Raw genomic sequence first — 12,096 nt, forward strand, 5'->3', positions numbered from 1 at the left:
AATATGATGAATGGTTATTTGTTTTTATTCTTTTTCCTTGGTGCCCACGACACAGTGGATGCCGCGGCTGTTGAAATAGTCTGCGATGCCTTCTACCTTTTTCTGGAACTCTTCCCGGTCAAACTCCAGATCCTTCATCTCGTATGGTCTTCCCAGGGAAGCACATTTCTCCTCGCCCATCCGCATGAAGCTTAAGAGCTGCAGGGTACGCAGGCTGCTGCCGATCTGGCTCTCCAGGAAATCCGCCGTTCTGGTGATATTTTCCATGTCATCGTTGATGCCTGGAATGACGGGAATACGGAGGATCATCTCATGTCCTTCCCGCGCCAGGTGTGCCAGATTGTCCAGAATCTGTTCACAGCCCATGCCGGTGTATTTCTTATGGATCTCGCTGTCCATGTGCTTCACATCGGAAATGAGCAGATCCGCGTACTGTACCGTATCCGCAACGATATCCCAGTCTGCATAAAAGGTGGATTCCAGACATGTATGGATGCCGGCCTCCCGGCTGGCCTTCAGAAGCTCTCTCGTAAATTCGTGCTGCACCAGCGGATCGCCGCCGGATACGGTCATCCCGCCACCGGAACGCTCGTAGTATTTTCGATCCTTCTCAATGACCTTCATAACCTCTTCCACAGTCATGTGCTCGCCCCAGCGCTTGATGGCCTCCGAGGGACAGGCCTCCACGCACTGAGTACAGCCGATGCATTTGCTCCTGTCAATGCCCCAGATCTTCTCTTCACCGAAAAGCAGCGCCTGCTGCTTACAGACCTTCGTGCAAAGCCCGCATTTCTGCTCGGAAATGCATTTGGACGGGTACACGCCCGGCTCGGACGCCAGCTTCTGACTCTCCGGATTGCTGCACCATTTGCACCGCATGGGACATCCCTTCATGAAAATCTCTGTCCGGATGCCGGGTCCATCATTGATGGTAAACTGCTGGATATTAAAAATAATTCCCTTTTCCAAAATGACCCCTCTTATCCTGTTTCGTTTGTTATTGTTATATTTTTATCAGTCAATCATATTATAGGTTGCACCTGCCCCAAAAACAATAGGAAGGTCTCCCTATTTTAGCACCTCATACAGCTCGTACCGGTTGTTTACATGGTATTTGGAAAAAATATTCTGCACGTGATTTTTTACCGTATGATAGCTGATGCACAGCTCATCCGCCACCTTCTGATAGGTAAAGCCTTTGCACAGAAGCTCTGCCACCTTCTGCTCGGCAGGCGTCAGGGCAATCTCCTCCTTGTGGTTCTTCTCCTCCACCGGATCTTTCCGGGAAATGGTGATCCAGTGATACCGGTCAACAATGCCATGGCTGTAGCTCTGGTCGTACGTATAGATCTTGAACACACAGTTTTTGATCTCCTTGATCACTACCCGGTCGCCCTCCACCTGGCCAGCCTTTCCTTCCAGCAGAAACGGCAGCCACAGGCACCGGGCATGGTGCTCGATCTCCTCCGCCGCCGACTGGCCCAGAACGCTCACCAGCAGCCGGACCGCCTCCCGGTTGTAACCGATGATGTGCATGAAATCGTCGGTGATCAGGTAGGCATGCTCCCCGGAGGAAATGATCTCGTCCTGGATATTGGAAATGATCTTCGCCTGCTCATGCTTCTTGAAGCCCACGTAGGAGGTAGCGATATAGCGGTAAATCTCCTGGAAGCTCTCCACCTCCGCGTCGGAGAAATCCCCCTCCTCTTTTGTTTTGAAAAAAGCGATCTGGATGTAGGCGTTGATGCCAAACGCCAGAGAAAGACAGTAGTGGGCACCGAACTCCTTCTCGATGAGCCGCACAAAGCTGGATTTGTCGTAGGTATTTTTTGCATAAAAATCAGAGGCCCGGTACATCCGCGGATTTTGATTAAAATAGGTCAATCCGTCGGCAACTGCCTCCTCATACATGGTTTTTCGCATCTTATCGTAGCGCAGGATCCGCGAATAGGCGTGATCTGCCCCGGCCACTTCCATTCCGTTTTTCCGGATCCAGGAAAGGAACTGCCCTTCGGTGTTATAAATGAAGATCGCTGCCCGCTCCAGGCCGAAATCCCGCTGCAGCGCGTCCAGCAACCCTACACTGAAAAATTCCCGGGCGGAAATCTGCCGCTCCGACATCTCCGTCACGAACCGCGACGCCTCTTTATCGTTGTAAGCCATAGCACGCCAGGCCTCCTCTTTTCGACAGGTATTGTTATCTGTATTTTACTACGTTTATGTTTTCAAATCAACGAAAGGAGCACCTGTTATCATGAAAAAAGATGCCTGAACCTTCTGCCGATCATTCGGCAAAAAGCAGACATCTTTTATTTTCCATATGCTCTGTCATGACGCTGCGGGGCAGATCATTCACATCACAGAAATCTTCCCTCGGGTTTTACGATTGCTGCAGGTGCTTCCGCGCCGGGCGGTACCACATGAGCGCCAGGAACATGAGTAGCGCCGTGGTGGACAGGCTGATGGGGTACGCCATCATGATGGTGCGGAAGGTCTGGCTTCTGGGGAATGCGGTGAAGATCCACAGCAGGCGGACGCCGCACACGCCGATGATGGTGAGTACCGCCGGTACCACGGATATACCGAAGCCCCGCAGGTAGCCGGAGAAATTCTCATACAGCATGGTAAACGTATATGCCGAGAAGATCAGCAGCAGTCTGGTATAGCCAATCTCGATGACCGCCGGATCGCTGTTGAAGATCGCCAGCAGATTTTTTCCAAAAAACAATACGATAAAAATGGTGGCTGCCGTGGCGATGGTGTCCTCCAGCAGGCACAAAAGCAGCACCTTCCGGCAGCGCTTGATCTGCCCGGCGCCGAAATTCTGGCCGGTGAAGGTGGTGCACGCCTGGCTGAAAGCGTTCAGCACATCGTAGGCAAATATTTCCAGATTGAAGGCCGCGCTGGAAGCGGCGATGACCACCGTACCCAGGCTGTTGATGGCCGACTGGATCACGATGTTGGCAACAGCAAACACGGCGCTCTGGATGCCCGCAGGCAGGCCGATGCGCAGAATCTTCACAAACACATCCTTGTGGAAACGAAGCTCGTCCAGCCGGATGCGGATGGCCTGATCCGTCCGCAGCAGCTTCACCAGCAGGATCAGGGAACTCACCGCGTTGGAAAGTACCGTGGCAATGGCAACGCCGTTGACCGTCATATGCAGCACCACCACGAAAAACAGATTGAGACAGACGTTCAAGACACCGGAGATGGCCAGCGCCTCCAGCGGCATCCTTGTCTCGCCGACACTCCGGAAGATCGCCGCCTCAAAATTGTATAAGAGAATGACCGGCAACCCCAGCAGGTAAATGCGGATATACAGCAACGCCTGAGGAAATACGTCCTCCGGCACGTTCAGCATCCGCAGCAGGCTGCCCACACCCAGCTCGCCGATGACCGCCACCAGGGCGCCGCCCGCCACAGCCATGATCACCGCCGTATGTACCGCGTGGTGAATGGTTTTCTCATCCCCCCTGGCCCACTGCATGGGCGATGACCACATTGGCGCCCAAGGCAATGCCGATGAATAGGTTCAGCAGCAGGCCCACGATGGGGCTGTTGGCGCCCACGGCCGCCACCGCCACCGTCCGCATCTCGCCGGTAAAATTGCCCACAATGGCCACGTCAGAGGCGTTAAACAGCTGCTCCAGAATGCCCGTGGCCGCCACCGGCAATGCGTACAGGATGAGTTTGTTCCAGATGGAGCCATGCAGCATATCCATACTCCGCTTTTTCGTTTGTCCGCTCATAGTTTCCCCTCGATTTCTATTCTTTGTCTCTTCTATTGTTTTTGTTTCCGTTGATGTCCGTCTGCATTTTGACTTCATTTATACAAATGTCTGACAGATTTTCCGTGATATCGCTGTCACACTTGATATTGCTGTCATACTTGATAGGATATCTTCCTTTATTCTGTTCATTATACGCAGTTGTTCTTTTCATAGCATATATATATTAGCTATCATTTACCATAGTTTACAGGAATGATATTTTGGATTAAAATAAGAGAAAAATGATAGTGGGGGAATCTGTATGGACATTCGCATCCTGCGCTATTTTCTGGCAGTTGCAAGAGAAGAGAATATTACAAGAGCGGCGGAAAGCCTGCACATCGCCCAGCCCTCCCTGTCCAAGCAGCTCATGGAGCTGGAACAGGAGCTGGGGAAGCAGCTGCTCATCCGGGGAAAACGCAAGATCACGCTGACCGAGGAGGGGATCCTGCTGCGCAAACGGGCCGAGGATATCGTATCCCTGGTGGAAAAGACCGAGCGGGACATTTCTTCTGATTCCCGGGAGATTTCCGGGGAAATCGTGCTGGGCGGCAATCCCACGCACACCCTTCTGGCAGCGGCTTCCGCCCTGCAAAAGCAGTATCCGGACATCCGGTTTCATTTCTACAGCGCCGATGCCACGGACATCACCGAGCGGCTGGATCACGGCAGCCTGGATTTCTCCGTTCTGCTGCAGCCGCCCCACACGTCCCGCTATGAAAGTCTCGCGCTGCCCGACACCTCCGCCTGGGGCGTGCTCATGCCCCGGAAGGATGCCTTTGCCCGGCTTCCTGTCATCCGCCGGGAAGAGCTGCTGCAGATGCCGCTGGAGATCCACTATCATCTCGTGTGGAAACGGGACAGTGTCTTTGGAAAGGCCGCTGGGCTGTTTCTGGAGGAAGTAAGGAGACGGGCAGAGGCGGCAGCTGCGTCCGCTCCTCGCAACGTCCCGGCTTCATGAATCATCTGCTTGGCTTACTGCTGTGCTTCCTCTATCTTCCGAAGCTCCGGCAGCACGGTCGCCAGCATCGTCACAAAGCACAGGCCCCCGCCGATGACGTTGGACACCGGCTCCGCCAGGAACACGCCATCCGTCCCCATGGAAAGCCCAAAGGGCAGAAAATACGTCAGCGGCACCACGATCACCACTTTTTCTCAAAATAGAGAAAAAGATGGCCTGCTTTTTCTTATTTAATGATTTGAACACCATCTGTCCGATGTACTGCAGATCCATGAACACAAACGCCGCGAAATACAAATTCAGCGGCCGGACCGCATGGCTGACCAGCGTGGCATCTGAGCTGAAAATGCGGATCAGCGCCTCCGGCGCCAGCAGGATCACACTCCACGTCAGTGCCGTGTACAGCAGCACCAGCGTCGCCACCACCCGGATGGACTTCCGTACCCGGGCAGGCCGTCTGGCCCCGTAATTATAGCTCAGCACCGGGGAAGCGCCCTCGCTCATGGCATGGATGGGTGTCTCCACCAGCTGCCGGACGCTGGAAATGATCGTCATGATAGAGATGTACAGATCCCCGCCGGTCACCGACAGCACATGGTTGCAGGAAATACTCACCAGACTGTTGGTCAGCTGCATGATAAAGCCCGCCGTTCCCAGACTGATGATATTGGCCGCCAGCGGCAGACTTTCCGCCAGTTCGTCCTTTCGCAGCAGCCGCACCTTCAGCTCCGCTTTCCCGTGCAGAAAGGTAAACACAAAGACCGCCGACAGAATCTGAGACAGCACCGTGGCAATGGCCGCCCCCTGGATGCCCAGATGCAGACCGAACATCAGCACCGGGTCCAGCACCAGATTGGTGCCCGCCCCCCACTGCCACCGACAGCATGCCAATGGTGGCATAGCCCTGGGCGTTGATGAAAGGATTCATGCCCGTGGCGATCATGGCCGGCAGCGTGCCCAGCAGATAAATCATCAGATACGGGTACGCATACTGGATGCCGTCCGCGGACGCGCCAAACAGAAACAGCAGCGGTCTGGCAAACAGCATTCCGATCACCATCAGAAGCAGCGCCGCCCCGCACACCATGGTAAACGCCGTGTTCATGATCTGATCCGCCTTTTTCGCATCCCCCCTGTCCCTGGCTGATGGCAAACAGCGGCGCCCCGCCGGTGCCGAACAGGTTGCTGAACGCCGTGATGATCACAATGATCGGAAAGCATAAACCCACCGCCCCCAGCGCCACCGTCCCCACATCCGGGATCCGGGCAATATAGATCCGGTCCACAATGTTGTACAGAAGGTTCAAAAGCTGCGCCACCAGCATCGGCAGCGCAGCACTTAAAATGTGATTGGTTACAGTTCCGTTTTCAAAATCGATTTTTTTCATAAATTTGTATCAATATTTCTGAATTCCTGTCTGATCAGGCCCGTCCGTCACTGCCGCACACAAGGATCTTGCTCATGACGTACTGTTTCACTTCTTCTCTTCCCCGGGCATTGTATTTCTTCGGGTCAAACACATCGGGATCTTCCTGCATATACGCTTTCACGCCCTTGGAAAATGCGATTCTTAAGTCTGTCGCATAGTTTACCTTGCAGATACCTCTGCGGACACACTCTCTGACAATATCATCCGGCACACCGGAAGTTCCATGCAGAACGAGAGGAATGGTTACTACCTCACGGATGGCGCTTAAGCGGTCTACGTCTACCTTCGGGATTCCCTTGTATACGCCATGGGCGGTGCCGATGGCAACCGCCAGAGAATCTACGCCGGTTCTCTCAACAAATTCCCTTGCCTGCTGCGGATCGGTGTAAGGATTCTCATCCCCGGCTTCCAGATCATCCTCTTTGCCGCCTACTTTTCCAAGCTCTGCCTCCACCGGCACACCGGACGGATGGCACGCATCTGCCACGGCCTTGCTGACTGCGATATTATCCTCAAAGCTCTCATGGGAACCGTCGATCATGATGGACGTATAGCCTACCCGCAGGGCACGCATGGCCAGATCAAAACTGTTGCCGTGATCCAGATGCATGACGATCGGTACCGACGCCATCTCTGCCGCTGCCTTTGCATTGGCGTAAAAATATTTCAGATCTGCATATTTTACGGTAGAGGGGGTTGTCTGCATGATCACAGGAGCTTTCAGCTCCTCCGCTGCTGCTGCCACTGCCTGTACCATTTCCATATTTTCCACATTAAATGCGCCGATCGCATAGCCGTTTTTCTGCGCATCTGCAAAAAGTTCTCTCGTTGTAACCAGTGCCATCGTTATCTCCTTCTTTCCTGTTATTTTTTATTTCAGTTTCTCTACTGTGATCTGTTCCATCAGGATGCCTGCCATCTTCGGCTCAAAATCCCCGGTATTGGGAGACAATGCATTGGCCGTGGCAACAGACGCCGCATATTTCAGCGCTTTTTCCGGCGGATAGTTTTTCTCCAGAGCAACGGCAAAGGCGCCCACCATGGAGTCACCGCAGCCCACGGTGTTCACCACTTCCAGCCTGGGGATCACGGCACGGTAGCAACCTTCCCTGCACACAAGCAGGGCGCCGTCCCCGCCCAGGGAAACGACCACATGAGGAATGCCCATGGCCTGAATCTTCTCCGCGCAGGCGATCACGGCCTCCATACTGTCCAGTTTTTCTCCGAACAGCTGCTCCATCTCATCCCGGTTGGGCTTCACCATGTCCGGGCAGGCCCGAAGACCGGCTTTCAGCGTATCTCCGCTGGAATCCAGGATCACTTTCTTTCCCATGCCTTTTGCAAGAGAAATGATCTTTCCGTACACATCGCTGCTCACACCCCGGGGAATGCTGCCGGAAATCGTCACCACATCACTGTCCTGTATGATCTGCGGCAGCCGATCCATAAACTGTTTCTCCTCTTCCGGGCTGACGGTAAAGCCCGGCTCCAGATATTCTGTGGAACCGTAGCCCGGATCCAGAATGTTGATACAGCAGCGGGTCTCTCCATTTACATAGCCAAAGCTGTGGGGAATTCCGTCCTGCTCCAGCAGATGCTCCAGCTGCTGCCCGTTGTAACCGCCCACCAGGCCGGTGGCCTGCACCTTTGCCCCGCACAGGGCAATGACCCGGGCCACATTCAGTCCCTTGCCGCCTGCGGTGGTGCGGCTTTTGGATACCCGCATCACCGTGCCGTTCTTGATCTCATCTGTCATAAAATACGCCTTATCCAGCGCCGCATTCATTGTAACTGTCGTTATCATATGCTTCTCCTACTTTTCACTGTCGATCAGGATCTTGCCCTTTACGGTGCCCGGTGTCTTGTACATCTCGAAGGCATCTGCAATCTGGCTCAGCGGCATTTTTCTGAAAATAAAGGAATCGTCAAACTTCAGATCTCCGGTCTTGAAGTAATGTGCTGCCAGATCCCACTCTTTTCCCGGGAACGGTGCGCTGTAGGACATCCAGGAACCGGTCAGGTTGAATTCTTTACGGTTGATGTTCTCCCACTCGGCTACGGTAAAGGTCAGTTCTTTCGTGGGCGTGCCGATGAAGCATACATTGGCTTTGTTGGCAGCCAGTTCAAAGGCCATCTTCATGGTGATGGTATTGCCTGCGGTCTCGTATACATAGTCAAAGCCTCTGCCGCCGGTCAGTGCCATTGCCTGCTCCATGAAATCCGCATCCTTCGTATTGATGCCTGCCGTTGCACCCAGGCGCATGCCCATGTCCAGACGCTCTTTGGCGATATCAAAGATCACAACCTCTTTTGCGCCGAAAATCTTTGCCCACTGTGCGGTAAACATACCGATGGTGCCGCCGCCCAGGATGGCCACCGTCTTTCCGCCTTCATAAGGCACCCGCAGCAGACCGTGCAACGCCACTGTTGCAGGCTCGAAAAATGCACCCTGCTCAAAGGAAACGCTGTCGTCAAATTTTACCGCATTTTTCTCCGGCACTGCCACATATTCTGCGAAGCTGCCGAACTCTCTGGAACCAATAAAGCTGTAGTGCTTGCACAGAGAATAGTTGCCCTTCTGGCAGTCCTCACATTTCATGCAGGGCACCAGCGGAACACCGGCCACTCTGTCTCCGGGCTTGAGGCTTGTCACACCTTCTCCGATCTCCTCTACCACTCCCGAAAACTCATGTCCGAGTACATTCGGGAAGAAATGGCAGGCATTTCCGTTTACCCGCGGAATATCAGAACCACAGATTCCCGTATACTTTACCTTGATCAGCACATGGCCCGCTGTTGCTTTGGGCTTCTCAATCTCCTCGTACCGAATATCCTCTCTTGCGTGTACAACTCCTGCTTTCATGCTTCTTCTCCTCCTGTTTTATTGATTCATTATATTTTTCAGATCTTTGTAAAGATCCAAATAGATCTCATAGTTTCTCATATAAGCATCATGGGTGCTGTCATCCGGTGTATGCTCTCTCGTGATATGTACCGTCCGGTTCACCGCATCGTCGAAATCCCGATAAATGCCTACCCCCACACCGGCCAGGAGCACTGCCCCCAGCGTGGTTGCCGCGTCCGAAAACGGAACGATCACCTTTTTCCCGGTGATATCTGTCTTGATCTGCGTCCACAAAAAGAGAGTTGGCAGAACCGCCCATGGCGCGGAGAACCTCTACATGCGCCCCCACACTTTCTGCGATATCCAGATTGTGTTTCAGGGAAAATGCCACGCCCTCCATAGCCGCCCGGATCATGTGGGCCTTCGTCTTGCCGAAATCCAACCCGTAAAATACCCCTTTCGCGTTGGGATCCCAGATGGGAGAACGCTCTCCGGACATATAGGGCAGAAAGACCACGCCCTCGCTTCCCGGCGGTATCGCTGCCGCCTGTTCATTATACTGATCCAGGGAAGATTTGCCGGTCTCTTTCGCAATGCTGCGCTCATAGGCGCCAAATTCCCGTTCCATCCATTTCATCACACCCCCGCCGCCGGTGCTTCCGCCCTGCAGCAGCCATTTGCCCGGCACCACATGATAGCCGAGGATGAGACGGGGATCCGCGGTATAGCTATCCATACAGATGCTCATGCCGCCTGCCTGTCCGCCCTGCTCCTGGGTCTCGCCCGCATGAATGACACCGGCTCCCAGTGCCCCGCAGGCTGCATCCAGACCGCCTGCCACCACAGGAATGCCGCTGACCAGACCAATCTGTACCGCTGCTTCTTCGGTAACGGTTCCCACCACCTGATGACAGGGCACGATCTTGGGTAAAAAATGCCGAGGGATGCCCAGCTCGTCACACATATCCATATCCCACTGCCCGGTGCGCATGTTGAAGCAGTGGAAGCCATAGCTCTGGCAGATATCCTGTGTCACGGCACCGGTCAGCCGGTAAGCGATAAAGCTGTTGGCCTGCAGGATCTTGTCGATCTTCGCATAAACCTCCGGCAAATTTTCCTTATACCAGATGATCTTGGCCGTCGTGTAAGATGGCCGGAGCATATTGCCGGACACCTCAAATATCCGATCTGCACCGATCTGCGCATTCAGGCGGTCACAGATGTCCTGCGCCCGGGTATCCATCCAGATGGGCGTGTTCGTCAGCACATGACCTTCCCTGTCAATGGCAATGGCGGACCAGCCCTGTCCGTCAATGCCGATCCCTGCGATCTCCTCCGGCGCCACCGCACCTTTCTCCAGACATTTCTTCGTTGCCTGGCACACCGCATCCCACCACTCATCCGGGTTCTGCTCTGCCCATCCCGGTTTCGGATAATATACGGCATAGTCTCCCGAGGCCGCGGCCTTTACCTGTCCATCCAGAGTAAAAAGTGCCACCTTACAGGCGCTCGTTCCGATATCAATTCCCAAAAGATATTTCTTCTCCATTCTTTTCCCCTCCGGTGATTGATCGTCTAATTCCTTTTCTTGCTTTATTATATCATAACATTCCTACATTTTAAAGGAAAGCACAAATTATTCGGGATTTTCACTAAAAAAGAATGGCCAGAACGCATCCGGCCACTCTTCTGAAAATTCCTGTGAAATTTTTCCCTGTCTATTCCGTCTCGATAGCATTTGGATAAATCTTCGCCATCTTTGCATCGTCGTAATGCACATCGGCCCATTTCTGCCAGCCACTGGTGGCTTCCACGCCTTTGCTTCTCTGGTCGTGCCGCACCAGTGCCACGCAGGACACGGCCACATTGCAGCACATGAAAACGATCAGCGCCCAGGTCAGAAGCTTGCCGCCCACGACAGGGAGCTTTTCGATCCATTTTTCCATAAGCGGGCAGAGGAGTTTGAGCCACACCACCGCCGCGATGCCCCAGAAGAAGCAGTACAGCAGGTTGATCCTGCCGCCCAGGTTGAAGGGGATCTTGCTGTAGTCCCAGAACACCTTGCCGAACACCAGCTCGGTGAAGACACTGCACAGGTACTCGTAGGCGCCGCCCAGCAGGGTACCGATGAGGAAAAGGAACCGGTCACTCCGGTTCTTATACTTGTACAGAAGGGCGGTGGCCAGCGCGATGGCCAGTCCCCAGACGATGCTGAAGGGGCCCCACACCACGCTGCTGCGGCTCATCCACACACCGGCGGTGACCCGGCAGAAGATGGTTTCCGTGATGTCGCCGAGAAAAGCGCCGATGAAAAACAGCATGACAACCTTATAGAAACCGCAGCCCGCCGCAAATACCTTCTCATTGGCCAGCCTTGCCTCCACGGCCTGAATCTTCGGATAGGCTTTTCGGATACGCCGCTCCACACGCCGGGAGATCCAGGAGCCCAGCTCTTCGCTGACTTCGTCGATGCGTTCATCCGTTTCTGCCCAGCGGGCTGCATGCTTGCTGTGTCCGAACAGCAGGATGCAGGACGCCAGAATGTCCACCAGCAGTACAGCCACCAGCGCCAGCAAAACCATCCGCATCACCACGCCCGGCAGGAATTTCAAAAGCTGCAGCAGCAGGCGGTTGCCGAAACGAACAGTACAGAAACCCAGCGCGCCAAAGATCAGGGATGCCGGCAGGCAGATATAGCCGTCCAGGTTCCAGCGGACATCAGAGTAGTCCCACCAGCGCTCCCGGAATATTTTTTCAATGAGATGGCCGCTGATCCACTCCGCCGCCGTTGCATAGACGACTGCAAAAAGATAGAGCCAGCCGCCGGTCAGCTCCTGCAGGCCCACGGTCATGACAACCGCCGTGATACCATAGATCACGCAGAACGGCCCGTTGACCAGGCCACGGTTCACGAACCGTTTCTGTTTCAGCGCAGCTGTCACGGTTTCCAGTACCCATCCACCGAAGGAATACAGGAAAAACAGCCACAAAAGTTCATAACCTGTAAAAGTATTCATCGTCTCTTCCCCTGTCCAGGCCTCCCGGCCCTTCGTATTTTTTCTATTTCTTCTGTCTGATCTGTTCCTG

The 12,096-nt window shown here is 54.2% G+C and carries 9 protein-coding genes and 2 pseudogenes; 1 reads left to right on the forward strand and 10 read right to left on the reverse strand.

Annotated elements, in window-relative coordinates; all coding sequences use genetic code 11:
* Nucleotides 1-24 precede the first annotated feature (24 nt).
* The 4 genes from RJD28_13885 to RJD28_13900 all read right to left on the reverse strand — a co-directional run bounded on the left by RJD28_13885 (nt 25) and on the right by RJD28_13900 (nt 3,752).
* Nucleotides 25-969 carry a glycyl-radical enzyme activating protein gene (locus tag RJD28_13885; protein WNV57346.1) on the reverse strand — a complete coding sequence of 315 codons (945 nt, stop codon included), beginning with the start codon at nt 967-969 and terminating at the stop codon, nt 25-27.
* 99 nt (nt 970-1,068) lie between these two features.
* Nucleotides 1,069-2,163, reverse strand: a complete 1,095-nt coding sequence (locus RJD28_13890) for a helix-turn-helix transcriptional regulator (GenBank protein ID WNV57347.1) — start codon at nt 2,161-2,163, stop codon at nt 1,069-1,071.
* Between the two features lie 217 nt (nt 2,164-2,380).
* On the reverse strand, nt 2,381-3,490 hold the full coding sequence (locus RJD28_13895; GenBank protein WNV57348.1) for an MATE family efflux transporter: 1,110 nt from the start codon (nt 3,488-3,490) through the stop codon (nt 2,381-2,383).
* Nucleotides 3,468-3,752, reverse strand: coding sequence for an MATE family efflux transporter (locus RJD28_13900; protein ID WNV57349.1), 285 nt, complete (start codon nt 3,750-3,752; stop codon nt 3,468-3,470). The genes RJD28_13895 and RJD28_13900 overlap by 23 nt, the downstream gene beginning before the upstream one ends.
* Nucleotides 3,753-4,035: 283 nt before the next feature.
* Here RJD28_13900 and RJD28_13905 point away from each other — a divergent pair, with 283 nt between their 5' ends.
* On the forward strand, nt 4,036-4,734 hold the full coding sequence (locus RJD28_13905; GenBank protein ID WNV57350.1) for a LysR family transcriptional regulator: 699 nt from the start codon (nt 4,036-4,038) through the stop codon (nt 4,732-4,734).
* A 14-nt stretch (nt 4,735-4,748) separates the two neighbouring features.
* Here RJD28_13905 and RJD28_13910 read toward each other — a convergent pair.
* From RJD28_13910 to RJD28_13935, 6 genes and pseudogenes are all read right to left on the reverse strand, one after another.
* Nucleotides 4,749-6,122, reverse strand: a pseudogene (locus RJD28_13910) (MATE family efflux transporter).
* 34 nt (nt 6,123-6,156) lie between these two features.
* Nucleotides 6,157-7,008 (reverse strand): tagatose-bisphosphate aldolase subunit GatY, encoded by an 852-nt coding sequence (gene gatY, locus RJD28_13915; GenBank protein ID WNV57351.1) that lies wholly within the window; start codon nt 7,006-7,008, stop codon nt 6,157-6,159.
* A 27-nt stretch (nt 7,009-7,035) separates the two neighbouring features.
* Nucleotides 7,036-7,968 (reverse strand): 1-phosphofructokinase, encoded by a 933-nt coding sequence (gene pfkB, locus RJD28_13920; protein ID WNV57352.1) that lies wholly within the window; start codon nt 7,966-7,968, stop codon nt 7,036-7,038.
* 9 nt (nt 7,969-7,977) lie between these two features.
* Nucleotides 7,978-9,027: a galactitol-1-phosphate 5-dehydrogenase gene (locus RJD28_13925; GenBank protein WNV57353.1), complete on the reverse strand. Its 1,050-nt coding sequence runs from the start codon at nt 9,025-9,027 to the stop codon at nt 7,978-7,980.
* Nucleotides 9,028-9,045: 18 nt separating this feature from the next.
* A pseudogene (xylB, locus tag RJD28_13930) lies at nt 9,046-10,558 on the reverse strand (xylulokinase).
* Between the two features lie 169 nt (nt 10,559-10,727).
* Nucleotides 10,728-12,026: a putative ABC transporter permease gene (locus RJD28_13935; GenBank protein WNV57354.1), complete on the reverse strand. Its 1,299-nt coding sequence runs from the start codon at nt 12,024-12,026 to the stop codon at nt 10,728-10,730.
* Nucleotides 12,027-12,096: the final 70 nt, after the last annotated feature.

The sequence above is a fragment of the Oscillospiraceae bacterium NTUH-002-81 genome (assembly GCA_032620915.1).
Lineage (GTDB): Bacteria > Bacillota > Clostridia > Lachnospirales > Lachnospiraceae > JAGTTR01.